Origin of the sequence: Nocardia sp. CA-135398 (assembly GCF_050955845.1) — a bacterium.
In the GTDB taxonomy this organism is placed as follows: Bacteria; Actinomycetota; Actinomycetes; order Mycobacteriales; family Mycobacteriaceae; genus Nocardia.
This window is the reverse complement of sequence record NZ_CP192084.1, coordinates 327,521-351,382: the sequence shown is the minus strand read 5'-3', so window position 1 is coordinate 351,382 and position 23,862 is coordinate 327,521. Positions and strand designations below refer to the sequence as shown.

Genomic DNA, 23,862 nt, shown 5'->3' with positions numbered 1-23,862 from the left:
CAGTTGCCCGACAAATGCCCTACGTCCAAATGACCAGTTGGTGTCATGCTGTCGGGATGGGTGATCGGATGAATATCGCGTCGGGTTCGGAGTTCGAGGATATCGTCGGCTACTCGCGCGCGGTTCGCGTCGGCGATACCGTGGCCGTCAGTGGCACGACGGCCTCGCTGCCCGGCGGCAATGCGGTCGGCGGTGACGATATCGGTGAGCAGACTCGGGAAGCACTGCGCCGCATCGGCACCGCACTCACCGAGGCCGGTGCCGGCCTGGCCGATGTTGTTCGGACGCGCATCTTCGTCACCGATATCGCCCGCTGGCCCGAGGTCGCGAAGGCGCATGCCGAGGTATTCGGCGATATCCGTCCGGCCGCCTCGATGTATGAGATCAAGGCGTTGATCACGCCCGCGCTGCTGGTGGAGATCGAGGCCGACGCGATTTGCGCGACGGTTCCGGGCTCGGATCGCTAATGTCGATCGGGTGACCAGCGACGCGCCGGAGACCACCGTTCAGCTCGAAACCGTCGCCGCGGCGACGAACCGTCTGCTCGACACCATTCGTGGGCTCGACGATGACATGACCGCGCCATCATTGCTGCCCGGATGGACGCGCGGGCATGTGCTCGCACACCTCGCGCGCAATGCCGACAGTCTGGTCAATTTGTTGCTCTGGGCACGGACCGGGATCGAAACACCGCAATACGCGAGCATGTTCATCCGGGATGCCGATATCGAGGCTGGTGCGCCGCGACCGCTCGCCGAGCAGTTGGCCGATAACCAGGCGGCGGCCGATCGCTGGCTGGCGCTTGCGCAGAGCACTCCCGAGCAGGCCTGGACGGCGACGGTGCGGACCAGGCAGGGGCGGCCCATTCCGGCGACCGAGGTCATTTGGATGCGGCTGCAAGAGGTAGAGATCCATCATGTGGATCTGGCAGCCGGCTACCGACCAGGGGACTGGCCAACGGATTTCGTTGCTCGGCTGCTTCCGCGGGCCGTCGCTGATTTGACGAAAGCGCTTGCTGCTGAGGGTGATCCGGCGTTCGAGGTACGTACGACGGATACAGGTTTCACCGCGACCATCGGGAGCAGCTCTGCGGACCACACCGTCAGCGGGCCCGCATCTGCGCTGCTCGCCTGGCTCCTTGGTCGGTCGGAAGGCGCAGACCTCGGTGGCGTGCTGCCGACGCTTCCCTCGTGGAAATAGCACCGCGCGCGCTGTGACGCGTGCAACCGGCATGGGTCCGTTCCCGCTGGCGCCTGTTCGACGGTGGAGCTGAGTAGGCGTCGCTCTTCGGGGAGAGCACGTCGCTACGATCCGGATCGGCGGCGGAGCCTCGGCTGTCGCGGTGGCCGGAGGCCCGGTATCTGGTTGAGTGCGCGCCCTCGGCGGGACCGGCCGACCACCGCGTGGGCGACGAAAGCCAGCGACCAAACGAGGATCAAGGCGACAGCCAGTCCGACGGGATAGTCGCGGTCCAGGACGGTGGGATTGCTCGGCATGCCGTCGCCACGGTCGAGGACCGGGAGGGCGATCAGTACCAGCGCGACCGAGCAGATGGCACCGCAGGCAGTGACGGCCCACCAAGTGGGTGGCAGCAGGTGGCGAGCAGTGAGTCCGAGTGCGGCGCAGATCGGGGCGAAAACCGCATCGTGCAGCAGGATTCCGCCCGCGAACCAGGCCGCGACCGAGTCGAGATCTGTTGGCGGTAGGGCGAATAACGCGCTGATGCCGTACCAGCCGAGCCAACTGCCGACGATGAGAAGCAGTATGCGGGCCGCGGTCATGGCAGCACCTCGATTTCGGACAGCCATTTCGTTTGCAGGACGCCGGGTCGGTTGGGCGCGATGAGGCGGCACGGGTAGCCGTGGTCGAGATCGAGGGTTTCGCCGTTGATGGTCAGGGCGACCAGGGTGCTGTCGTCGACCGCATGACGTTGCGGGAGAATCGAACTCCCGTAGATGCCGGTTTGCTCCAGCGAGCGGAAGCGGATATCGCCACCGGAATAGTCGCCGACCGCCGCCAGCAAATCCCGCAGGCGCACCCCGGACCAGTCGGCTCCCGCGCTCCAGCCTTCGACGCAGGCAATCGGCAGGCGGGCCCGAGTCTGTGGCAGGGAAAGCAGTTCGTCCCTGGTGAATTGGCGCTGCTGATCGCCAATGGTGACCGTCAATCGGTACTCGGGAGCACGGGCCCGGTCACCAACCCCGGCTGCCGCAGCCGATCGGTTGACCGGAACGCCCTGTGGCCCGTGCCCGCTGCGCGGCGCGAGCACAGCAGCCCAGCGCAGGAACGGAATCGTCTGCCCGGCAACGGCCAACCCCGCTGCGACGGCAGCGACACCAGCACCGGTCAGCACCGCACGTCGCGAGATGTGCGGCCGCGTACTGGTGTCGGCAGGCGGCTCGGTTGGCGATTCGACCAGCGGATGTTGCAGCGCGTCCCGGATTACCGGAAGTTTGACGGCCAAGTGCACGGCCAGCGCGCCGACGGCGACGTAGGCCATGGCGTAGTGCGCGGTGGGAAAGAAGAACTTCCACGGGTAGTACTGGGCGATATTGAGGAGCCCGGTCAACAGCTGGAAGATCGTCGCGCCGACCAGGATCGCGATGGAGCCGCGTTCGAGAATTCGTAATGGCGAACCGATGATCGGGCGCTGGAACAGTCTGGGGTATACCGCCCAGAGCTTCACCAGCAACAGTGGGATCGCGGCGACACCCGAGATCACATGCGCGCCCTGGGTTACCTGATACAGCCAGACAGGATGGGCGGGCCACCAGAACCAGCTCGGTGGATGCTGAATCCAGTGGCTGAGCAAACCGGTGCTGAAGCACAGCAATATCGCGCTGCCCAGAGCGATCCCCACGCGACTCGCGACCGCGGGTCCACGTGCGGATGTCACCCGTGGGCGCGCGATCGTCTTGAAATTCGTACGAAATCGCGCTGGCGGTTCCATCCAGCTGCCGCGCTTCATCACAACGCCCACCGACTACTCGAAGCGGGCCCGCCCCATCGCAACCAAGCGATATGCCGTCCGGACACCTCCACCGCCGCCACCATGCGGAACCCCGCCGACGCGGCCAGCTCTTCCGCGCGATCTATCCCCACCCGGGCCCACGGAAACCATTCCCCCACTCGGTTTCTCGTCTCCAGCCGAATCGGATTCGACACCACACCCGCACCGGGACGAGCGAATTCGACCACCGCGATGCCATTGCGAGCAAGGAGTTCGCCCGCGCGGGTCAGCAGCCGCACCGGATCACCGCCGATCCCGATATTGCCGTCCGCAAGGATCGCGTATGACCAGCGGCCGGAGCCGGGCAACGGCCCGAACAGGTCGCGCTGCAAGGCGGGCGCACCGCGAAATCTGGTGGTGGCCACGGCCATCGGCGAGATATCGACGCCCAACGCGATGATCCCGCGTCGCAGCAGTGTCGCGACCAACCGTCCCGGACCACATCCCAGATCGAGCGTCGGCCCATCGCAACAGCAGGTCAGCGCCACATCGGCCGGACGGTCGGCATCGTCGAAACCGAGCCAGCGCCGGGTGCGCAGGGGATGACGCCGGCCGTCGGCATCGCGCACCCAGCAGTCCTCACCCGCCAGCGCGAGATCGAAGATGTCGCTCATCGGTGTGCCAACTGGGCATGCTGCAGCTGATGAATCAAGCGCGCGAACCGACCGTCGGATTCGCGTGCCACTTGGATCGCGTCGGCGAAGGTGTCGACATCGTTGTAGCGCGGCAGCGAGCGCACGCGAAGTGCGCAATGCTGGACGGCTTCTCGGGTCAGTTCGCCGGTTCGATCGGTCGACATGGGAACGTCGACGAGTGTGCGCGCCGCCTGCGGTGTCGGCAGCCCGAGCGCCCACCAGCCGCCGTCGTCGGCGGGCCCGAGCAGTGCGTCTGCCCGCAGCACCAGCTCGCGGGCGGCCCAGGTCAGCACCTCCGGCCCGATCTGCGGTGTGTCCATGCCGATCTGCAAAACCGGCAGCCCATACCGCGCGGCGTCGGCGTGCGCGTTGGCCAGGCGCTCACCGAAAGACGCGCCGCGCTGTGGGATGACCTCGAAAGCAGTCAGCGCCCTCGCTACTTCATCCGCATACTCCGCCTCCGCGAGCTCCCCGGTGAACGCGACGATGTGGTGCGCGACCGGAGTCCGCGACATCGATTCCAAGGTATCCAGCAGCGACGCCGCAGCGACACGGGCCGCGTCACGCGGCGAAAGCGGCGGTGTCAGACGCGTTTTGGCGAGCCCGGCGATCGGGGCCTTGGCCAGCACAAGCAATGTCGCGGCGACGGGAGATGGCCGAAAGTAATTCATCGCAGCACCGCCAAGAAGTCGCGAGTGGCGCGCAGGGTGCCGAGCCACGATCCTGATACCTTCGAAACCCCGCCCGCCCGTGGCCGATACGCGATATCGCGCTCGACCACACGCCACCCCGCGCCTGCCGCGCCGATCAGCAACTGCAGCGGATAGCCGGAGCGCGTGTGCAGCGGTCCGAGGGATAGCAAAGCTGCGCGGCGAGCCACCCGCATGGCACCGATATCGTGCACGGGCAGCCCGTATCGGCGACGTAATCGCCCCGCGACGACCAGATTGCCGAGCCGCGCATGCCAGGGCCACACACCGCGACGCACCGGCTTGCGCCGTCCGACCGCCAGATCGGCGCCCGCACGCACCAATTCGACCAGCGGCGGCAACTCCGCTGGATCCATCGATCCGTCGCCGTCGATAAAGGCGACCAAATCCGTTCTGGCCGAGGCAATCCCGGCTTGGACGGCAGCCCCGTACCCGGGCCGCGCCTCGGATACGACAGCGGCGCCGCATCGGCGGGCCACCTCGGCCGTCGCGTCGGTCGAGCCATTGTCCACGACCAGCGCATGGAATCCGGCCGGTATGGCCGCGAGTACTTCTGGCAACGCCTCAGCTTCGTCTCGGCACGGGATGACAACGGTCACGCCGTCCGGGTTGTGGCGGGTCTCTGTCACCTTTTCGACGCTATGCCAGCCCAGCCGAATCGATGCCGCAAAACTGGTGACGAAACAGTGACATCCGCGCCAAGAACCGCTCGAGCACCGGTTTTCCACGCATCGCGGCCCTATGGTGAGGTTCGTGCATGACGTGAAGGAGGCCGCGGCACCCGCCCGCGGCCGGATACCTGGCGAGTATCTGGGGGCAGGCATTGCCGCCGCGCTCACCGTGGCGGCATTCCTGGTGCCGCGAATTGCCAGCGAACACTGGCGGAGCAAGCTCTACGCGGGTTCGGCACCGATCTTCGGCAACTGGTTGCCGCATGTCGGCTGGGGTTCGGTCCCGGCCATCGCGATCGCGATACTGGTCATCCGGTTCGGACCGGCGACGGCCGAGTCGCTGCCCTGGCGACGGTTGCTCGCAGTGTCTTGGGCGACCGCTCTGACCTGGGCGTTCGCCTTGGCCATGGTCGACGGCTGGCAGCGCGGATTCGCCGGACGACTCACCGACGGCCACGAATATCTGCACGAGGTCCCCGGCGTCCGCGATATCCCGTCCATGCTGCGCGGATTCTCCGGCCGCATCCTGGACTTCCAACCGGATTCCTGGACGACCCATGTCTCCGGGCATCCACCTGGCGCGCTGCTGTTCTTCGTCGTACTCGATCGCATCGGCCTGCGCGGCGGCGGTTGGGCGGGGGTGGCATGTCTGCTGATCGGATCCAGTGCGGTCGTCGCGGTCGCGGTCACGCTGCGCGCGCTCGGTGCCGAGGATCGAGCACGAAAAGCATTGCCGTTCTTGACAATAGCTCCCGCCGCGGTGTGGATCGCGGTTTCGGCGGATGCCATGTTCGCCGGCCTCACGGCATGGGCGGTGGCGCTGCTGGCGATCGCGGTCCGGCGGCGGTGGGTCGCCATTGCCGCCGGTGTGCTCTTCGGGCTCGGCATCTACCTCAGCTACGGCCTCGTGATCATGGCGCTTCCCGCTGCCGCGGTCCTCATTGCGGGCCGAACGATCCGGCCGCTGCTGCCCGCCGTACTCGGCGCGCTGATCGTCGTGACGGCGTTCACGCTGGCCGGTTTCTGGTGGCTGGCTGGCTATCACCTGGTGGTCGAGCGCTACTACCAGGGCATCGCCTCCGAGCGTCCGTACGCGTACTGGGTCTGGGCGAATCTCGCCGCCACCGTCTGCGCGGTGGGCTTGGCCACCGCCGCCGGTATACCGAGTGCGCTGCGCAGACCGTTCGATGCGACCGCGCTCTTGGTAGCGGCGGCATTGTGCGCGATATTGGTGGCAGACCTCAGTGGCCTGAGCAAAGCGGAGACCGAGCGCATCTGGCTGCCGTTCGACCTCTGGCTGCTCGCCGCGACCGCGTTTCTGCCGCGGTCCACCGCGCGCCTCTGGCTATTGCTGCAAGCGCTCGGCACGCTCGTACTCGCCCACACAATCCTGACGAATTGGTAATCCATGTGCATTCTGATCGCCGACGACGACCCGCTGGTCCGTGATGTGGTGCGGCGCTATCTCGAACGCGACGGGCTGACCGTCGTGGAAACCTCGGACGGCGCATCGACTCTGGCGCAACTCACCGAACCAACCGGCGACCCCATCGAGCTGGCCGTCCTGGACGTGATGATGCCCGCCCCCGACGGCATCGAGATCTGCCGCGCGGTACGTTCCGGGCCACGTCCGGACACCCCGATCATCCTGCTGACCGCGCTCGGCGACGAGGACGATCGCGTGCTCGGTCTGGAGGCGGGTGCCGACGACTACGTCACCAAGCCGTTCAGCGCCCGCGAACTCGCGTTGCGGGTCGCCTCGGTGCTGCGGCGTTCGCAGACGCCGCGGCAGCCGAGCACGGAGGTGCTGCGCGACGGCGCGGTCGAGTTGCGACCGGATTCGCAGTCGGTGCTGGTGGACGGCAGGCCGGTCGACCTGACCGCGCGCGAATACGATCTGCTCGTCTTCCTGCTGCGGCACCCGCATCAGGTATTCAGCCGGGAGGAACTGCTGGCCAAGGTGTGGGGCTGGGACTTCGGTGACCTGTCGACGGTCACCGTGCATATCAAGCGCCTGCGCGCGAAACTCGGGGACCGGCACCGGATCGAGACGGTGTGGGGCCGCGGTTATATCTGGGGCCGGAATGGAGAATCCAGTGCCTGAGAACACCCTTCAATTGATCGGCTACGTGCTGGCCTGCTCACTCCCGATCGTCGCGATCGGCGCGGCGATCCTGCGCGCCACCAGCAATCGCTCCATGACCGCGAGCATGGCGGTGCTGGTGCTGATCCCGACGCTGTCCACGCTGGCGGGCATTATCGGGGTCAGCGGGTTGATGTTCACCGATGAGCTCGAGCGCACGGCGGTCGTGCTCGCGGTCGTTGCGGCGGTCACTGTGCCCGCCGCCCTGCTGCTCGGGCGCGAGCAGGCCCGAAAGACGGTCTGGGAGAAACAGATCCGCGAGCAAGAGCGGATGGCCGAGCGCTCGCGCCGCGAACTCGTCGCCTGGGTGAGCCACGACCTGCGAACCCCGCTGGCCGGTATCCGCGCGATGGCCGAGGGACTTTCCGACGGCGTGGTCACCGGCACCGAGGATGTGGCGCGTTATGCGGAACAAATTGTGCGCGAAACAGATCGGCTGTCGGTCATGGTCGACGATCTGTTCGAAATGTCGAAGATCAATGCGGGTGCATTGCGTTTGGAACTGGAGCCGGTCGATCTGCGCGAGTTGATCGATGAGGTGCTGGCCGCCAACCGACCGAATGCCGAACGCGCCGAAGTCCAATTGCGCGCGGAGCAGCCCGACTCCGAAATCGTTGTCGCGGCGAGTGATCGAGCCCTCGGCCGGGTGCTGACCAACCTGGTCTCCAACGCGATCGCCCACACCCCGCCCGGCGGCCAGGTCGCGATCTCCGCTGGCACATCCAATGGGCAGGCTTGGGCGCGCGTCGACGACACCGGCCCCGGGATCTCCGAAGCCGATCTGCCACGGATATTCGAGGTTGCCTATCGCGGCACCGCGGCTCGCTCCCCCGTCGCCTCCGACGGTGTGTCTTCCGGCAGCGGTATGGGTCTGGCGATTGCCGCCGGCCTGGTCGAAGCCCACCACGGCGACATCTCCGCCGAGAATCGCGAGCAGGGTTGCCGCTTCGAAGTTCGGCTGCCGCTGAACGGAAACTGAACTACGCCACCGGCGCACCCGCCCCGGCGACCGCGCGCAGCGGTGCGTACGCGAACTCGGCGAGGCCGTCGAGCGGATCCACCCGCGCGGTGAAGCCCAGAATGCGGTGCGCCTGGTCGGGACTCGCGACGATATGCCGCACATCGCCGGGGCGATAGCGGCCGGTGATCACCGGTTCGGGACCACCGCGCGCCGCGGCCAAGGCGCTGGCGACCGCGCCGATGGTGATCGGCCGCCCCGAAGCGATATTCAGCGGAACGAAACCGGTATGCGCGAATTCGACCGCCGCGAGATTCGCCGCCGCGATATCACTGACATGCACGAAATCCCTGGCCTGCCTGCCGTCTTCGAAAACCTGCGGCGGCTCACCCGCTTCCAGCGCCGATCGGAATATGGCGGCGACTCCGGAATATGGTGTATCCCTTGGCATATCGGGACCGTAGACATTGTGATAGCGCAAAGCGGTGACCCCGGATCCGGTTACCGCCGCCCACGCGGCCGCATAGTTCTCCTGCGCCACTTTCGCCGCCGCATAAAGACTCCGCGGCCGCATCGGCGCATTCTCCGGCACCGGCTCCCAACTCAACACCTCATTCGAATCCGGATCCCGATGCTCGAACATCCCATTCGCGAGATCCTCGGGCCTACGCACCCCGACCTCGACGGCCCCGCGATACCGGCCCTCCCCATAGACCACCATCGACGAAGCCAACACCAGCCGCCGACACCCCGCCCGATCCATCGCCGCCAATAAGACCGCGGTCCCCAAGTCGTTATGGCTCGCATAGGCGGGCGCATCCTGCGCATTCACCCCCGCCCCCACCACCGCGGCCTGATGACAAACCACATCGATTCCCCGCAACACCGAATCCAGCGCATCCGCATCCCGCACATCGACCAATCGCACGTTCTCCGGAACAACTGCACCGACACCGTGCGCCGCGGGCAGCATCACATCGATCGCCACTACGTCATGCCCCGCATCGACCAACTTCTGCTGCACCCGCGCGCCGATAAATCCGGCGGCCCCGGTCAGTAGTACCCGCATCTCACCACCACCCCAGGTTCGAGTGCCAAACCCGCGCGCAGCCCACTCCATCGTTTTCCGAGGTCATGTCCCCGATTCTGCTGCCACGCCCGCAATATTCGCCGCAACCTGGCCAGGTCGTCAGACTTTCGTCACGATCCCGGACCGGTGTCGTTCGATCTCGGCGCTAAGCGCCGCGCGAGAGGTAACGCACCGGGGGTGGGGTTCGGTAGCCGAATGCCTTGATGAAGCGGGCGCCGATTTGAGCTTGGCTGGCCTCCAGCGCTTCGGCGCCTACGGTATTCATCACTCGGTTGATGACATTGAAAAGAGTGGCTACCCAGACGGCTTCGTCGAAAGCTTCGGCGGTGACTCCGGCCGCGCGGACTTTGCCGGCATCGCCGGGGGTGAGGCCGTCGGGGTCACGGACCATCTTGCCGACGAATTCGAGCATGGCGCGGGCTTCGGGGCGAAGCGGCGAATCATCGCCGTCGGCCAGGGCTGCGTCGACCAGATTTTCCGCGATATAAGCACCTGCGATGCCGTGGTGGGCGGACACGCAGAAGGGACACTCATTGGACTGCGAGGCCCTGGTCGCGAAGATTTCGCGTTCGGCGACGGTCCAGAAGGACGGTCCGCGCATGGCGTCCTGGATGAGGTCGGAAAGCGGGGTGCCGAAGTAGCGATGCCGGTAGCAGATGACCTTCACGACCGCGGGAACCTCGGTACGGCCGAACCGCCGCATGGTCGCGAACATGATTCGGGCCGGGAGTTCCTGGCCGGATTCGACCGCGTCGAGCCACATCGGCTACCGCTCCTCCCAGGATCGGCGGGCGGCGCGAAGCCGTCGGTCCGCGGCGCCGTAGGCCGCGACCACGGCTACCTCGAAGATCTCGTCTTCGCTGCGGCCCGCCTCGGCCAGCGTCGTGATGTTCTTCTCGGTGAGCCGATACGAGCGTTCGGCGACCAGCTCGACGAAATCGGCGAGATCATCGGGGACCCCGGCCGCGCCTTCGTCACCCGAGGCCCGCGCTCGAATCGATCGCCGCACCTCGACCGGCAGCCGCCCCGGCGCAGCTTCGAGATGCGCGCCGAATTCTTCCCATTTCGAGCTCATGGAACGCCGTGCCATGGACCCATTCTTGTCCAAAAACCGCACTACCGCTGCCGAACGAAGATCAGATTTCGCCCTCGGCGCCGAACTCGCGGCGCACGAAATTCGGACGCAGATCCGGCTCGGGTTCGTCGTAGTAGCGGTGGAAGGTCGGGGTCACACCGGATGAGATCGGCGGGTTGATCCAACTCCAGTCGGTCGGGCATTTGCGGCCCGCGGCCTGCTCCCGATTGACGTGGTCGCAGAACTGTTTGGCGACCGTGTGATGGTCGACGATATACACTCCCGCCTTCCGAAAGCTGTACAGCACAGCACGATTCAATTCGACGAGCGCCTGATCGCGCCACAGTGAACGCTCGTGTCTGGTGTCGAGGCACATCATTTCGGCGATGAGCGGCAACATGTTGTAGCGGGTGGTGTCGCTGAGATTGCGTGCGCCGATCTCCGCACCCATGTACCAGCCGTTGAACGGTGCGAACGGATAGGTGATCCCGCCGACCTCCAGGTTCATATTCGAAACGGCGGGCAGCGCATGCCATTTCAGGCCGAGTCCGGCGAACCAGTCGAATTCGGGATGCTCGAGTTCGACCTCGCGGGCCAGTTCGGGCGGAACGTCGAACCAGCGGATCGGCTCGTCCGGTGTGCTGATGAGCACCGGCAGGATGTCGAACGGCGTGCCAGCGCCGCGCCAGCCGAGCTTCATGGCGAATTCGGTGATCGCGATATTGGCCGGATCACCGGTGACGGTGCCGTCGCCGTTGCGATAACCGGCGTAGCGGATGAGTTGTGGGCTGACGATGCGGAATTCGCGCCCGTCGGCCTGGCGCGGTGGTCCGACGGTGATCATCGATTGGATGGCGCCGCCGTTGGTCGCCATATGCAGGTGCTGCCAGCACACTTCGGCCAGATCGCGAGCCGAGCGCACCCGCCGTGCGTCGAGCAATTTCAGTGATCGCCAGTGTTTTCGCCCGACGCAGCGGGCGTGGTTGCGCCACGCGAGCTTGGCGCCGATGAGGATCTCCTCGGCCGTCTGCACGTAGCTACCGGTTTGTTGGAGCTGCTCCAATGCGGTGCGGCGGCGGTGCGGGGACAGATGGGCGAGTTCGGGCAATCGGAAGAACTCGTCGCACTCCCGCATCCGCCTTTTCAGATCGAGTCCGAAAGGTATTGTGTCAGCGACGCTTTCGCGCGATATGACAGGTAACGCTTGATTCACGGTTTTCTCCGGTCGGGCATCAGGTACTGCGGCTGAACAGACTGGCATTGATCGAGCAGAGAATTTCGCGCACGGAGCGCAGCTGACACCGGGCCACGCGGGGGCCCGCGCGGTAGCCTCCGCGTTGCGGAGAACCTGACTGCGGCCGCGGGCTCAGGAAGCGCGGGCGGGCGGGCTGTCGAGTTGCCGAGCACGCGCGCAGCGGCATGACCTGGCTGCTGCCGTTTGCTGTCCACGACCATGCTCGTCCCAATCGACGCCTGAAAACGCCCGCAACGCAGCCTAAGACCGGTGTGCTGGCCGTGTGCCCTAATTCGACGTAATGCCTGTTCGGAATCTGGCGGGCACGCGCGACTGTTCGCCGAACCGCCCGAACCCGACCGACCTGTACGTTGCGATCGCAGTACCGTGGTTCGATCGGTTCGTCCAGAAGTGAGGATTGGCTCGTGCGCAGCGTTGTCGGGATGGCGGTGACCGTGCTGGCGCTGCATGTCATCGGCTGGGGGACGCTGCTGCTATTCGTGGTGCCGGGACATCATCTGGTGCAGGGCGCGGTATTCGGAGTCGGTCTCGGCGTTACCGCGTACACCCTCGGCATGCGGCACGCCTTCGATGCCGACCACATAGCCGCCATCGATAACGCCACCCGGAAGTTGGTGGCCGAGAACGGCAAGCACAAAGCGCAGACGGTCGGTTTCTGGTTCGCTCTCGGCCACTCCAGTGTGGTGTTCATCCTGGTCACGCTGCTGGCCTTCGGGGTGCGGACACTGGCGAAGAATCTGGAGAACCAGGATTCGGGACTACAGCAGTGGACGGGGCTGTGGGGAACCGGCGTCTCCGGCACCTTCCTGATCATCATCGGGCTGCTGAATCTGGCCTCGCTGCTCGGCATTTGGCGCGTCTTCCGACGGATGCGCCAGGGCGACTTCGACGAAGCACAGCTCGAGCGCGAGCTGGACCACCGGGGTCTGCTGAACCGGGTGCTCGCGCCGGTAGTGCGGCTGGTCGAGAAGCCTTGGCAGATGTATCCGGTCGGATTGTTGTTCGGACTCGGATTCGACACCGTCACCGAGGTCGGGCTGCTGGTGATCGCGGGCGGCGCTGCCGCGACCGGACTGCCCTGGTATTCGATTCTCGTTCTGCCCGTGCTGTTTTCGGCCGGTATGGCGCTGTTCGATGCGCTCGACGGCTCATTCATGAGCTATGCCTACGACTGGGCCTTCGCGAAACCGGTCCGCAAGATCTACTACAACCTGGTGATCACCGGGTTGTCGGTGGCGGTTGCGCTGCTGATCGGCGGGCAGGAGATCGTGTCGATCTTCGCCGAACGGCTCGATGTCGAATCCGGAATCGTCGCCTGGATCGGGAATCTGGACTTAGGTGATCTCGGGTACATCGTGGTGGGCCTCTTCGTTGCGACCTGGCTGGTCGCGGCCGCGATATGGCGCTTCACCGGAGTGGAACGCCGCTGGCAAGGTGACCTTGCCGCGAAATAGCCTCGCCGAGTGGCTCGTATCACCCACCGACCGGCGTATTGATGGCTGGCGCGGCTACCTTCGCATTTCTGGCAGGATGGGCGGCATGCTGTCTCGGCGCGAGGTGCGGCGTTGGGTCTCCAGCGCCATAGTTAGCGTCGCACTGATTGCCGGTGCGGCGGTGTTCGGCCCAGCCCAAGTGCTAGCGGCGCCAGGCGATCAGCCCCGCCCGAATACCGGCTCGGCCGATGGCCCCTCGCCCGCGGAGCCGACCGTGCCAGGCGTGACGCGCGCTTCGATCGATCGGATCGTGCCCATCAACGACCGATGGCTGCGGGTATGGGTGAATTCACCCGCGATGAGTCGCGCCGTCGAGGTGCAGGTGTTGCTGCCGCGTGAGCGGAACCATCCGCGGCCGACCGTCTACATGCTCGACGGGCGCAGCGCCGAGTCGGAGAGCAACAACTGGACCGAGCTCGGGCACGCGGACAAATTCTTCGAAGACAAAGACGTGAACGTGGTGCTCACAGTCGGCGGACCGGCCAGCTTCTACACCGACTGGCAGCGCCCGGACCCGGTGCTCGGCACCAATATGTGGGAGACCTTCCTGACCAAAGAACTGCCGCCGCTGATCGACGCGAAATTCGACGGCAACGGACGCAATGCCGTCATGGGCGTGTCCATGGGCGCCGAGGCCGCCATGATGCTGGCCTTCCGGCAGCCGAAGCTGTACACCGCGATCGCCGCGCACAGCGGATGTTTCTCCATGGGAACCGATCTCGGGCAGGCGCAGGCACGCGCGGTGGTCGCGACCTACCGCGGCGGACCGGACAATATGTTCGGCGATCAGCACGATCCCGCCTGGCTGGCCCATGACGTGCTGCTGCACGCGGAAGCGTTGCGCGGCAAGGCGATCTATCTATCGGTCGGCAGCGGACTGCCCGGCCGATACGACACCCCGAACAACCCGGATCTGGTCAGCGCCATCGGATTCGGCGGACCGCTGGAGGCCGCGACCAACCTCTGCACCCGCAGGCTGGCCGATCGGCTCACCGCGCTCGGGATTCCGGTGACCGCGAACTTCCGGGCGACCGGGACGCATTCGTGGCCCTACTGGGCCGACGAGTTGGGTCTGTCCTGGCCGACGGTCTCGCCGGCGTTGGGCATTTAGCCAATTCCGAAGCGCGCCAATACATCCGGATCGGTCGCGAACCGCAGGAACTGCTCGTTCTCGTGCGGATCACCGGTGGTCACCCGCACGCCATCGGTGCCGTACGGCCGCAGCAGCACCCCGGCCGCCGCGCTCACCTCGCCGTATTCCGCGCTGCGCTCGCCGAGCGGCAGCCACAGGAAGTTCGACTCACTCGGCGGCACCTCATAGCCCGCGGCCAGCAGTGCATCGCGCACCCGATCGCGCTCGACGACGAGAGTGTCGGTGCGGTCGAGCAGTTCGTGCCGCGCCTCCAGCGAGGCGATCGCGGCGGCCTGCGCCACCCGGTTCACGCTGAACGGGATGTGCACCTTCATCAGCGCGGTGATCACCGCCGGATCGCCGACCGCATAACCCGCGCGCAACCCCGCCAGACCGTACGCCTTGGAGAAGGTCCGCAGCACAACGACATTCGGCCGATCGCGGCCCAACTCGACACCATTCGGGCGGTGCTCGGGGGTGAGCCGCATGTATTCGAAGTAAGCCTCGTCCAGCACGATCAGCACATGCTGCGGGATCGCGTCCAGGAAGCGGACCAGCTCGGCCTCGCCGACCGCGGTACCGGTCGGGTTGTTCGGATTGCAGACGAAGATCAGCTTGGTGCGCTCGGTGACCGCGGCGACCATCGCATCCAGATCGTGCACATGCTCTCGAGTGAGCGGCACCCGCACGGCGGTCGCATTGCCGACCTGGGTGACGATCGGATACGCCTCGAAGGAGCGCCAGGCGAACAGCACCTCGTCGGTCGGTGCGTCACAGGTGATCTGCACCAGTTCCTGACACAGCGCGACGCTGCCGCAGCCGACCGCGACGTTCGCCGAGGAGACGCCGAGGAAGTCCGCGATGGCCGCACGTAGCTCGGTGACCTGATTATCCGGATAGCGGTTCGCCAGTTCCGCGGCCTCGGCAATGGCCTTGGCGGCGGACGGAAGCGGACCGAAGGTGGTCTCGTTGCTGGCGAGCTTGACCGCGCCGGGATGGTTGCGGCCGGGGACGTACGCCGGGATCGAATCGAGGTCCGGCCGGATGTGCGCTGTCACCGTTCAACCATATGCCGGGTACCGGAAAATCCGGGCCTCAGGGCCGCTCACGTGCAATTTCTCGCGAAGATCAGCAGATCCACCTACCCTTGTTTCATGTCGGGCATTTACGACGATATTGCGCCGCTACGTAGTCGCGACGACATCATTTCCGGTTCGGACCCACAACAATCGACCGACGATCGGCCTCGGACCGCCAGCGCACAGGTGCCCATCACGGTGGCCGAGCCGGAGGGCAATGCGCGCGGCGGCATCGTGATGCTGCACGAAGCCCGGGAGTTCACCGGGCCATTGCTGGAACTCATGAAAGCCCTGACGACCGAGGGCTGGACGGTGGTCGCGCCCAATCTGTTCCATCGCATCGACGGCGAGCCGGCGCAGGAGGTTTTCGGCGACGAACTCTTCGACGACTTCGACGCCTGCTTCGACTGGCTCACCCGCCGCGGCGTCTTCCCGGACTGCATCGGCGTGCTCGGGTTCGACCACGCGGGCACCGCCGCCTTCCTGGTGGCGACCAATCGCCCGGTCGGCGCCGCGGTCAGTGTCGCCGCATCCGGCATCGTCGAACCGCTCACCGACAAGGCCGACGCCCTCATCCGCGCGGCCCCCAATCTGCAGGCGCCATGGCTCGGACTCTTCGGTGCCGACGATCCGGACACCCCGCCCGACGAAGTGGATCAACTGCGCGACGCCGCCGCCCGCGCCGCGGTCGCCAGCCTCGTGGTGACCTATCCGGGCCTGCACCACCGCGCCGACCGCCCCGGCGCCGACGACGACTTCGATCTCATCGATTCCCAGACCCGGATTTTCGACTGGTTCGACAGCAATCTTCGGTGATTACCTGGCGTTTTGCGATCTGGACGTCGGCTACTGTAACCTTCCTGTTCGGCGGTTCGAAAGGACCGGTGCCCTCGAAGAGAAGGCTCCAGGAGGCGTGCCAGAGCGGCCGAATGGGACTCACTGCTAATGAGTTGTCCCTTCACGGGGACCGGAGGTTCAAATCCTCTCGCCTCCGCCACACCCCGGTCCGCCGGGGCTATATAACTGAACACCGGCATGCGCCCGTAGCTCAACGGATAGAGCATCTGACTACGGATCAGAAGGTTAGGGGTTCGAATCCCTTCGGGCGCACTTCACTCGTCACCGGCTCATGCTCACGGAGAGCGTGAGCCGGTGCTCGTTTCGTCGTATTTTGTGGGGGTGGAACCCCCACACCCCCACCCCGGAGGGCTTCGCCCCCGGACCCCCTGGGTGGCCGGAGGGCTTCGCCCCTGGCTGGGATGAGTCGGAGCCTTGCCTACATCAGCGCCTAGCCCAGCATTGTGCACGGTCGGTCAGGTTCCACCACGAAACGAAGTGCGCATCTTCGGATTTCAGCTTCCAGCGGGCGGTGAGTCCATCGAAGAACGCGTCGTCGGCGGTCTTGCCGCCTTTCGGCTCTCCGATGTAGACCAGTCGTTCGCCGCTCGCAGCCTCGAACGCGGCAAGCGCGTCGGATGCCATCGTGTTGCCCCAGCCAGGTGGCCAGCAGAGGAACAGCACATCGGCTGAGCCGCCGCTCGGACGCGCCGCGAAGCGAGATCCCGACGCCGTGCCACACGTCCGACTGCCCGGCTGCGCCGAGAAACGACACGTTCGCTGTCTTGTCCGGCCGTTCGGAGTCGTACGCGTCGACGTCCACGCCCGCCTCGGTTAGTTGGGCCGCCCAATACCCGCGCCCGGCTCCCACTTCGACTACCTTGCGGCCGTCGCAGAACTGAGCCATCCACTCGACCGTATCCGGAGACGGAATGGCGTACGCGTAGGCGGCCTGCAAGATTGTCTGGGCGAACCCCAGACGCACACTCCCCTTCTCCCGACCACCGACCACCACGCGACGGCCTCCGTGCTCGGACACCGATGGCGCGACGATCTCCCACTGAGCCGTCGCATAGCCATTGCCGACCTCGCACAAGGTAGAGCTTTTGCGAGGTGCCCACTAGCTGTGCGACACCGGACGCCGATCGTGCGGCGTGGGCAGCGAAGCCGGGAGCACCAGAAGGTCGGCACGCGGTTGTCACGTTGCGGTTCCCAGCACCGGGAGGCGATCGGGGCGGGTTGAACATCGGCGTCGGTTCGGTGAGTTTGCTTGCGAGACAGGCTATCTCGCAACGTACCGACTCAGTTCGAAGCTGGTTGGCGGGAGTCGAGCCGCGGTCGTCGGCGCTATAGTCCCCGCACATTTGTACGGAGAGGACAACCGATGGCTCTTTCACTGCCCGTCACATACCTGGTGGGAAGCGCCAACGCGCCGACCCGTCAGATCGCGATGGAGAAGTTCGGCACGATGTGGGAGTACCTGCCGTCGTTTCCGGAGGGCGACACGGCTTTTCCCGGTTGGATCATGCCGCGGCTGCGCAGCACCTTCGCGCTTCCCGGAATGCGGAAGGTGAAGGACGGCAATATCGAGCTGGCCTATCCGGGGATGCCTGGTTACGAGTACACCGGCGAGGGTGAGCTCGAGATCCCGCCGGTGCTGCTGGGTTACTTCGATCAAGCCGAGGCGGCCAAGCCGATTCTGCGGCGGATGATCGAGGAACGCGGTAGCAGCAAGAGCTATCAGGCGTGCATTGTCGATCCGTACGATCACGCGTACTTCGCCCTGGGTGAGGCCGGGCTCGAGCAGCATTACGAGTCGTTCCGGAAACCGGCACTGGACGAGATCTTCGCTATTCACCGGCTGTTCGATGGCGATGTGGTGTTCCAGCTCGAGAGTCCCGGGCGCATGTTGACCATCGAGGTGATCGAGTCGGCGCATGAGCGGGCCGCGAAAGCCGTTGAGCTGGCTTCGGATCTGGCCGCGTTCGTGCGCCGGATGCCGGAGGGCGCCCGCGTCACGATCCATCTGTGTCGTGGCGACTGGGAGCACAGCACGTGGCTGAAGCAGATCAACGGGTTCGAACCGGTTGTGCTGTTGGTCAACGCAATCGTGGCGGCCTGGCCCGAAGGCAGGACGCTGCAGGGTATTCATATTCCGCTGGCAGCGGCCGACGTACTGCCGTTCGCCGACGCGGACAATCCCGATATCTATCAGCCGTTGGAACAACTGACCACCGAAGCGACTATCTACGCCGGGATCGTGCACGAGAAGGCGAGTTCGGACCATATCCGCCTGGCCTTGACACAAGCACGGAAGTATTACCCTCGCCCATTCGGCGGCCTGAGCACATCGTGCGGCATGGCTCGGATGACCGAAGCGGAGATGGACCACGCACTGCGCTTGCTGACGGAATTGATGGTCACGGTGACCGGTTGATCGGCCCGGATCCGCGCGAGCGCAGGATTGTCGAAAAGTGTTGCGGAGACGGAGGGATTTGAACCCCCGGTCGCTCTCGCGACGCTCGCTTTCAAGTCGAATATCTGAGGTCTGGTCGTCGTCCGCCGACGTCTATTCCCCTATGCGAAGTGGCGAAATGCTTCCGTAGGGGTTTCGTCGTGTCCGGGGTTGTATGGGCAAGTTGTGACAACGACGTGACACCCTGCATGTCCGGTGACTTCCCTTCCCCTGCTTCCTCATACTGGCCGATCCTGTGCTGAGGGAGGGTTAGTCAAGGGTGCCGTAGGCATCGCGTAGCGACGCGAAGCGCCCTTTACTCACCCATACTGAAGTCAGATCATGGGGCCATGAGGAGGCGGGACCCCGAGGCGGGATGTGTTCTCTAGGCGTGAGATTGGGTGCTATCCGGCGCGGATGGAAAGGACGGTGTCCGCGCCGGATAGCGTGCCCCCGGTTAGTCAGGGACCGGGGTCCGGGCCTGGAGTCGGCGTCGTTGACGGCTCGCTGTCCGGCGTCGTTGCCGGTGGCCCGGAGGCTGGGTGGGGGCCGTAGCCCCCGGTCGGGTGGTTTAGGTGCCGTCGCTGCCGCAGCCGTTGCAGAGGAGGAGTGTGCCGTTGAGGTACCAGCTGCCGTGCTGGATCGGGCACTTGGCGGGGGTGTAGGGCCATTCCCAGTCGGGGAATTGGGCGACGCCGACCCGGACAGGCCCGCCGTAGGCGCAGTCGCGGACAGTGACGGTGGTCCAGGTGCCGCCGATGCTGGAGAGGTCGGGCAGCTGATCGATGGGGTAGCTCATGGTGGGTGTCCTTTCCGGTGGGGCGATCTGACTGAGGGCGTCTCGATCACGGCCGTGGTGGGTGTCAAGAGTCAGCGAATGCTGATCACGTAGTGACGCCGTAGGCGCTCTTGATGCCCGCCGCGGTTGTGATAGCCCTCGAATCAGTCAGGTCGCCCCACCGGAAAGGACATGCTGCCGCTACCTCGATCAGCTGCCCGACATCGTGGTGACGATGGTCGACTACCGCGGCTAGGGCTTGCGCCTACGGGCCACGTGTTCGGGTCGGCGTCGCCCAATTCACCGACTGGTGACGGCTCGGTGACCAGGTACGCGGGTTCGGCAGGCTGGTCTTCTGAGGCAAGCGAGCGAAGCTCGTGCGGCAGCACCGTATGAGAGCCGGGTTGCTGGTGGCCGTCGATCGGGCAGAGTGCCGGCCGATTCAGTCTCGGTGATCCGTTCAGCAATTCGCTGTCGGGCGTCATTGTGGCCAACGTCAGCGGCTCGGGGCAGGTGCTGTCTGAGCATTCAGGAGTTCGTGCGGCCTGCTGATAGCGCATGGGTGCAGCCGACGCGCCCGGTGGGCCGCCAGCGCAGCCAGGCACGCCGGTTGCGTGGCGGCGGCGCGCATGCGCCGCCGCAGGCGCTTGACTCTATATAGCGAAATTCAGCAACAACTCCGTGAGGTGACGGGCGCTCTGCGATTGAGGATGTCCGACACGGGGGCCGTGGAATCGGTTGCCGTTCTTGTGATTCCGCTCGGCTGCTCGAGTACGCTGGGATCACCTCCAGCTCAGGGGCGATGTGGCAGTTGGTCCAGGCCGCATCGCGCCGAGGAAGGAGGTGGTGGGAGATGGCGAAACATCGCCGGAGCAAAACAAAGGCCCCGGTCGACTACGGCATCGTCTTGATCGGTGCTGCCGTGATCGCCGGGGCGCTCATGTTGGTCCGCCGAGTTTGGTTGGCTAGCTAATCCCACCTGGGTAGGGCGTCGTGGCTGCGGCGTCCTACCCGCTCGGCATCACTCGCGTGATGGCCTCGATGGTACTTGACAGTGCCCGGGCTGGGTAGGTGCGAACCTGTATAGGTACCCGGCAAGACGACTTAGGCGACTAGTCCGAGCAAGTTCGACGCGTCGCGGTTGAAGTCCTGGACTTCTGGTACTGAGGAGTAGGGTTTTAGGCTGCGTTGTAGGTCGCTCACAGCTTCCAAGGAGCGAGACGAGTTGACGGAAGCAGTAAGTTGCACAACAACTTTCGCGCGAGACGCCGCAGCTTCGATGTCGTTTCGTTGAATGTGGGCCATGGCAACGGCCGCTTGGCTCAAGCTACCGCGACGGGCACGCCTTTGTTCCTGGCATTCGCGGATTGAGAGTGCGGCGAACCGATCAATCTCGGCAGGCTGTTTGAGGTCGCGGAAGCAGTTTGCGGCTTCACCAAAGAAGTAGGCGCGATCGATGAACCGTGCCCATTCGGGTTCGTTGTCGTGATCGATCGTGCCGAAGGTGTTCTCCGCGCGGGTGAGGGCTTTCGTGGCTGCCGACGCGTCTCCCAGGGAGGAAAGCGCGCGGGCTTCGAGAATGCTGAGGTCGGCGTAGCAAGCGGCTGAATCGTGGGGAGTGATGCCATGCAGCCCTGCGCGGGCAAGGGCAACCGCTTCGTATGTGTGGCCAAGTAGGTTGGCTTGGTCGGACATGCCTGCAAGGACGTGTGCGCCAAGTACCCGGTTCTCTGCGGCTTGGGAAAGGCGTAGCGCCTGGATCAGGTAGCGCTGAGCAAGCCCATGCTCACCATCGTCATAGGCCATCCATCCGATGAGATATGCCTGTTCAGCTGCTGCGTCGTAGAGGGCAGCCTGGACGTCTGGCTCATGTTGTCGGCGGATCAACGGAATGACCGTGCTATTCATGTAGCTTACGAGGGCCGCACGGGCGTGGCCTCCGCCGCGCATCACGTCGAGCTCCTGAAAAAGGCTGAACATGTCGCGGATTCCGGCGACCTGGTGCATGCCGATTGCCCTGGGGCCACGATCTGAGTTGACTTCCTCGAAGGCGGCGAGTAGCCAATCCCTACTTGGCGCGGCGAGTGCCGCCATGATGAACGGAGCGTTGAACGCGCCGTTCACGTAGGCTGCGCCGAGATCGCGGATGGTGTCGAGCGTGGTCTCAGCATCGGGTGAGTAGCGAAGCCCTCGTGCGGCCAAGGATTCCATTCCTTCCATCCCAATATCGCTCGGCTGGATGGTCCGACCAAGTCTTCCGGACAAGATCCGGCAGAGGAGGATTGGAGTGATGCCACGTGGCTTCTGGCCCTGCTTCACCCAGCGCCCTACGGCTGTGTAGTCGTAGCGGAAGGCCTCACCTTCGTCGGCGCCAAGGTCGTTGACGCGCTTGGCAAGTCCTGCCCAAGACATACCGGCTTCAGTGATCAGCTCCGCAAGAGCGGTGTTTGCCTCGGCCACCGTAGTTCACCTTCCGAGAGCGTTGGACTCGTTCTCTTGGCCGATAATACGCGGCGCAAAGCCCCGAAGAAGGTCGCGCATGGGGTGGCGGAGGTTCACATGGGTATTCACATGGTTCGTCTGTAATGCCTGCTGAGGTTGCCTATTTGCATGCAGATCAGTAGTGAGAACCGGGCACAGATCGGCGAACGTTTAGCGATCGTAGCCACTCGGTTGGAGGGGCTTACTCGGAGGCTTTGCGTCCTCGAAGACTCTCAAGCGCCGCAAGGCGACCGTCGAAGTCATCCAGCCGAGTCATGATCTCGTCCAATCGGCGCAGGATGACGGCGTCATCATCTGTAGCGCTCGGCTCAGGTTGCGCGCGGTAGAAGGTTCCTCGACCTTGCCATGCAACGACAAGACCTTCCGAGCGAAGCAGGTCGATAGCGCGTTCGGCGGTGGCTTTGGCTACGCCCCATTTGGCGGCAATCTTCGCTGGGGTGGCCAGCTGAGTTCCGGGCTCGTACGCCTTGCGGAGTTCGTCGGCAATACGCACGTAGATAGGGCGCGTGTCGTCCGGGTCCATCAGCTGATCAGGCATCAGTCAAGTCTACCCACGCCCTAGGTCCCATGGTTATGCACCTGTTACCAACATACCTAGACAGGCCTAGGGAGACATTGGTAATCTAGGAGACATAGGTCAACGCAAACCTCAATCAGTACACAGGAGTTGATTTCAGTGGCACTCAAGGACATGTGGCTTTCGACCGATTTCCGTACGGCGTTCCCGATGGGGGTGTTCCTGCTCGGCAATATCGAGGCGGTTACCGAGTTCAATCAGGATCGCAGTGCGCCGAAGCGTCATCAGCTCGATTTCGATCGTGACGGTAACGGCACCGGTAAGCGCTTGTGGAAGGCCACGATCATGGACCCCACGGGCGGGAAAGCGGCGCAGGCCAGCTTCGATGTCGTGTTCGTCTCTGATCATCAGCCGGTTCCGTCGACTCCGGAGATCTCGCCCGGCCTGCGTCCGATCGAGCTGGAGGGCTTGATGCTCAAGCCGAAGGTTGTCGGTAATGGTGAGTTCAAGTCGATTGGCTGGAACATCCGCGCGACCGGCATCGTTGGCGACAACTCCGGTGCGAAGGTCAACCAGCCCGCCGCCTCGAAGGCCGCGTGATCGCCATGTCGTGGATGACGGTATCGAGTTGCTCATTCGAGGACGTGAACGCCGAGTACCACCCGGCACGCGATATCGGTGACGGGCTGATTGTCGGTGCGACGGTGTGGGTCGATCTGGAGAACGGTCCCGGCGGCATCGGTGATGCACGTCTGGTCCTGTCGATCGAGAACGCTCGCACTCTGGCGGAGTCGCTGACTCAGATTGTGATGCTCCACGATGCCGCCGAGCACGCTGCGGCTGAACGGGCTGCGGTCCAGGCTGAGGCGGCCTGAGATGGACACGGCGGATCAGCAGTCCAAGGGGATGGCGTGGGCTCGCTGGTCCGCCGTTCTCGTTGTCGTGGTCATCGGTGTCGCGGCGTTCGTATTGTCGTTCGCGGCGCTGCAGGACCTCGCGGTCAAGGCGCATACGCCTGAGCGGTTGGCGTGGCTGTTCCCGGTCATCGTGGACGGCACCATCATTCAGGCCACCATCGCTGTGCTGGCGTTGGCCGAGAGCGACGACCGCAAATGGTTCGAGCGTGTTCTGATCGCTGGGGCTGCGGTCTCGATCGGCGGCAACATCGCTCACGCTCTGGTGTCGGGTAATGGGATCGGTGCTGCTGTGCTCGCGGTGATCGCCCCGGCTGCTTTGTTGATCGATACACACGGCCTGGCGGTGCTGTTGCGCACTCGCCAACCCGCACCGGTCGAATCAGACATTCCTGCACCGGATTCCGCTCCCGTGGCCGCTTCAACGCCTCGACTCCCGGTTGCCGTGCCTGAGCCTGTCGAAGTCCCTGCGCCCCCTGTGGTGGCCGAGGTCCCGGCTGCGCCGGTGGTTCCCGCGCCGGTGCGCACCATCCACCACATTCCTTCGCGCCCGGCTGCTCCGTTGCTGCCTGCGGCTGCTCCGCTCACGATTTTCTGAAAGGTGTTGA

At 65.1% G+C, this 23,862-nt stretch carries 26 protein-coding genes and 2 tRNA genes; 14 read left to right on the top strand and 14 right to left on the bottom strand.

Annotated elements, in window-relative coordinates; genetic code table 11:
* The first annotated feature begins 56 nt into the window (after window positions 1-56).
* Window positions 57-467, top strand: a complete 411-nt coding sequence (locus ACQP1T_RS01550; RefSeq protein WP_433758159.1) for a RidA family protein — start codon at window positions 57-59, stop codon at window positions 465-467.
* A 10-nt stretch (window positions 468-477) separates the two neighbouring features.
* Entirely contained in the window at window positions 478-1,200 is a 723-nt protein-coding gene (locus ACQP1T_RS01545; RefSeq protein ID WP_433758158.1) for a maleylpyruvate isomerase family mycothiol-dependent enzyme, read from the top strand.
* A gap of 104 nt (window positions 1,201-1,304) precedes the next feature.
* On the opposite strand, the gene ACQP1T_RS01540 is transcribed toward ACQP1T_RS01545, so the two are convergent.
* From ACQP1T_RS01540 to ACQP1T_RS01520, 5 genes are read right to left on the bottom strand one after another with little or no spacing between them, the layout of a single operon-like run.
* A complete protein-coding gene (locus ACQP1T_RS01540) occupies window positions 1,305-1,781 on the bottom strand; it encodes a hypothetical protein (protein WP_433758157.1) in 477 nt (158 codons plus the stop codon).
* Window positions 1,778-2,950 carry a molybdopterin-dependent oxidoreductase gene (locus ACQP1T_RS01535; protein WP_433762566.1) on the bottom strand — a complete coding sequence of 391 codons (1,173 nt, stop codon included), beginning with the start codon at window positions 2,948-2,950 and terminating at the stop codon, window positions 1,778-1,780. Before ACQP1T_RS01535 ends, ACQP1T_RS01540 begins: the two co-directional genes overlap by 4 nt.
* A 17-nt stretch (window positions 2,951-2,967) precedes the next feature.
* A complete protein-coding gene (locus tag ACQP1T_RS01530; protein ID WP_433758156.1) occupies window positions 2,968-3,624 on the bottom strand; it encodes a methyltransferase domain-containing protein in 657 nt (218 codons plus the stop codon).
* Window positions 3,621-4,316, bottom strand: a complete 696-nt coding sequence (locus ACQP1T_RS01525; RefSeq protein ID WP_433758155.1) for a TIGR04282 family arsenosugar biosynthesis glycosyltransferase — start codon at window positions 4,314-4,316, stop codon at window positions 3,621-3,623. Before ACQP1T_RS01525 ends, ACQP1T_RS01530 begins: the two co-directional genes overlap by 4 nt.
* Complete coding sequence (locus tag ACQP1T_RS01520) at window positions 4,313-4,984, bottom strand: glycosyltransferase family 2 protein (protein ID WP_433758153.1); 672 nt, start codon at window positions 4,982-4,984, stop codon at window positions 4,313-4,315. Before ACQP1T_RS01520 ends, ACQP1T_RS01525 begins: the two co-directional genes overlap by 4 nt.
* A gap of 124 nt (window positions 4,985-5,108) precedes the next feature.
* Between ACQP1T_RS01520 and ACQP1T_RS01515 the strand changes: the two genes are divergently transcribed.
* Genes ACQP1T_RS01515 through ACQP1T_RS01505 form a run of 3 tightly spaced genes read left to right on the top strand, consistent with a single transcriptional unit; the run spans window position 5,109 to window position 8,148 of the window.
* Window positions 5,109-6,431, top strand: a complete 1,323-nt coding sequence (locus ACQP1T_RS01515; RefSeq protein WP_433758152.1) for a hypothetical protein — start codon at window positions 5,109-5,111, stop codon at window positions 6,429-6,431.
* 3 nt (window positions 6,432-6,434) lie between these two features.
* Window positions 6,435-7,130 carry a response regulator transcription factor gene (locus ACQP1T_RS01510; RefSeq protein ID WP_433758151.1) on the top strand — a complete coding sequence of 232 codons (696 nt, stop codon included), beginning with the start codon at window positions 6,435-6,437 and terminating at the stop codon, window positions 7,128-7,130.
* Window positions 7,123-8,148: a sensor histidine kinase gene (locus ACQP1T_RS01505; RefSeq protein WP_433758150.1), complete on the top strand. Its 1,026-nt coding sequence runs from the start codon at window positions 7,123-7,125 to the stop codon at window positions 8,146-8,148. The genes ACQP1T_RS01510 and ACQP1T_RS01505 overlap by 8 nt, the downstream gene beginning before the upstream one ends.
* 1 nt (window position 8,149) lies before the next feature.
* Here ACQP1T_RS01505 and ACQP1T_RS01500 read toward each other — a convergent pair whose 3' ends face one another.
* From ACQP1T_RS01500 to ACQP1T_RS01485, 4 genes are all read right to left on the bottom strand, one after another.
* A complete protein-coding gene (locus tag ACQP1T_RS01500; RefSeq protein ID WP_433758149.1) occupies window positions 8,150-9,196 on the bottom strand; it encodes an NAD-dependent epimerase/dehydratase family protein in 1,047 nt (348 codons plus the stop codon).
* Between the two features lie 166 nt (window positions 9,197-9,362).
* Window positions 9,363-9,980, bottom strand: coding sequence for a carboxymuconolactone decarboxylase family protein (locus ACQP1T_RS01495; protein ID WP_433758148.1), 618 nt, complete (start codon window positions 9,978-9,980; stop codon window positions 9,363-9,365).
* 3 nt (window positions 9,981-9,983) lie between these two features.
* On the bottom strand, window positions 9,984-10,307 hold the full coding sequence (locus ACQP1T_RS01490) for a hypothetical protein (RefSeq protein ID WP_433758147.1): 324 nt from the start codon (window positions 10,305-10,307) through the stop codon (window positions 9,984-9,986).
* A 46-nt stretch (window positions 10,308-10,353) separates the two neighbouring features.
* Window positions 10,354-11,427 (bottom strand): nitric oxide synthase oxygenase, encoded by a 1,074-nt coding sequence (locus ACQP1T_RS01485; RefSeq protein ID WP_433758146.1) that lies wholly within the window; start codon window positions 11,425-11,427, stop codon window positions 10,354-10,356.
* Between the two features lie 542 nt (window positions 11,428-11,969).
* On the opposite strand from ACQP1T_RS01485, the gene ACQP1T_RS01480 reads away from it, so the two are divergent.
* Window positions 11,970-13,001, top strand: coding sequence for a HoxN/HupN/NixA family nickel/cobalt transporter (locus ACQP1T_RS01480; RefSeq protein ID WP_433762565.1), 1,032 nt, complete (start codon window positions 11,970-11,972; stop codon window positions 12,999-13,001).
* A gap of 85 nt (window positions 13,002-13,086) precedes the next feature.
* The gene (locus ACQP1T_RS01475; RefSeq protein WP_433758145.1) at window positions 13,087-14,151 is read left to right on the top strand and encodes an alpha/beta hydrolase; all 1,065 of its coding nucleotides are present in this window, start codon (window positions 13,087-13,089) and stop codon (window positions 14,149-14,151) included.
* Here ACQP1T_RS01475 and hisC read toward each other — a convergent pair.
* A complete protein-coding gene (hisC, locus tag ACQP1T_RS01470) occupies window positions 14,148-15,230 on the bottom strand; it encodes a histidinol-phosphate transaminase (RefSeq protein ID WP_433758144.1) in 1,083 nt (360 codons plus the stop codon). The genes ACQP1T_RS01475 and hisC overlap by 4 nt on opposite strands.
* 96 nt (window positions 15,231-15,326) lie before the next feature.
* Here hisC and ACQP1T_RS01465 point away from each other — a divergent pair, with 96 nt between their 5' ends.
* The 3 genes from ACQP1T_RS01465 (at window position 15,327) to ACQP1T_RS01455 (ending at window position 16,361) form a co-directional block, all read left to right on the top strand.
* Window positions 15,327-16,067, top strand: a complete 741-nt coding sequence (locus tag ACQP1T_RS01465) for a dienelactone hydrolase family protein (RefSeq protein ID WP_433758143.1) — start codon at window positions 15,327-15,329, stop codon at window positions 16,065-16,067.
* 91 nt (window positions 16,068-16,158) lie between these two features.
* Window positions 16,159-16,248 (top strand) — tRNA-Ser (locus tag ACQP1T_RS01460).
* Window positions 16,249-16,288: 40 nt separating this feature from the next.
* Window positions 16,289-16,361 (top strand) — tRNA-Arg (locus tag ACQP1T_RS01455).
* Between the two features lie 171 nt (window positions 16,362-16,532).
* On the opposite strand, the gene ACQP1T_RS01450 is transcribed toward ACQP1T_RS01455, so the two are convergent.
* Complete coding sequence (locus ACQP1T_RS01450; RefSeq protein ID WP_433758142.1) at window positions 16,533-16,733, bottom strand: hypothetical protein; 201 nt, start codon at window positions 16,731-16,733, stop codon at window positions 16,533-16,535.
* 739 nt (window positions 16,734-17,472) lie between these two features.
* Between ACQP1T_RS01450 and ACQP1T_RS01445 the strand changes: the two genes are divergently transcribed.
* A complete protein-coding gene (locus tag ACQP1T_RS01445) occupies window positions 17,473-18,525 on the top strand; it encodes a hypothetical protein (RefSeq protein WP_433758141.1) in 1,053 nt (350 codons plus the stop codon).
* Between the two features lie 589 nt (window positions 18,526-19,114).
* Here ACQP1T_RS01445 and ACQP1T_RS01440 read toward each other — a convergent pair.
* From ACQP1T_RS01440 to ACQP1T_RS01430, 3 genes are all read right to left on the bottom strand, one after another.
* Window positions 19,115-19,342: a hypothetical protein gene (locus tag ACQP1T_RS01440; RefSeq protein ID WP_433758140.1), complete on the bottom strand. Its 228-nt coding sequence runs from the start codon at window positions 19,340-19,342 to the stop codon at window positions 19,115-19,117.
* Between the two features lie 1,083 nt (window positions 19,343-20,425).
* Window positions 20,426-21,781 (bottom strand): hypothetical protein, encoded by a 1,356-nt coding sequence (locus ACQP1T_RS01435; protein WP_433758139.1) that lies wholly within the window; start codon window positions 21,779-21,781, stop codon window positions 20,426-20,428.
* Between the two features lie 223 nt (window positions 21,782-22,004).
* Entirely contained in the window at window positions 22,005-22,361 is a 357-nt protein-coding gene (locus ACQP1T_RS01430; RefSeq protein WP_433758138.1) for a GntR family transcriptional regulator, read from the bottom strand.
* 138 nt (window positions 22,362-22,499) lie between these two features.
* On the opposite strand from ACQP1T_RS01430, the gene ACQP1T_RS01425 reads away from it, so the two are divergent.
* From ACQP1T_RS01425 to ACQP1T_RS01415, 3 genes are read left to right on the top strand one after another with little or no spacing between them, the layout of a single operon-like run.
* Window positions 22,500-22,940, top strand: coding sequence for a hypothetical protein (locus ACQP1T_RS01425; protein ID WP_433758137.1), 441 nt, complete (start codon window positions 22,500-22,502; stop codon window positions 22,938-22,940).
* Window positions 22,941-22,954: 14 nt separating this feature from the next.
* Window positions 22,955-23,215 carry a hypothetical protein gene (locus ACQP1T_RS01420; RefSeq protein WP_433758136.1) on the top strand — a complete coding sequence of 87 codons (261 nt, stop codon included), beginning with the start codon at window positions 22,955-22,957 and terminating at the stop codon, window positions 23,213-23,215.
* 1 nt (window position 23,216) lies between these two features.
* Window positions 23,217-23,852: a DUF2637 domain-containing protein gene (locus tag ACQP1T_RS01415; RefSeq protein ID WP_433758135.1), complete on the top strand. Its 636-nt coding sequence runs from the start codon at window positions 23,217-23,219 to the stop codon at window positions 23,850-23,852.
* The last annotated feature ends 10 nt before the right edge of the window (window positions 23,853-23,862 follow it).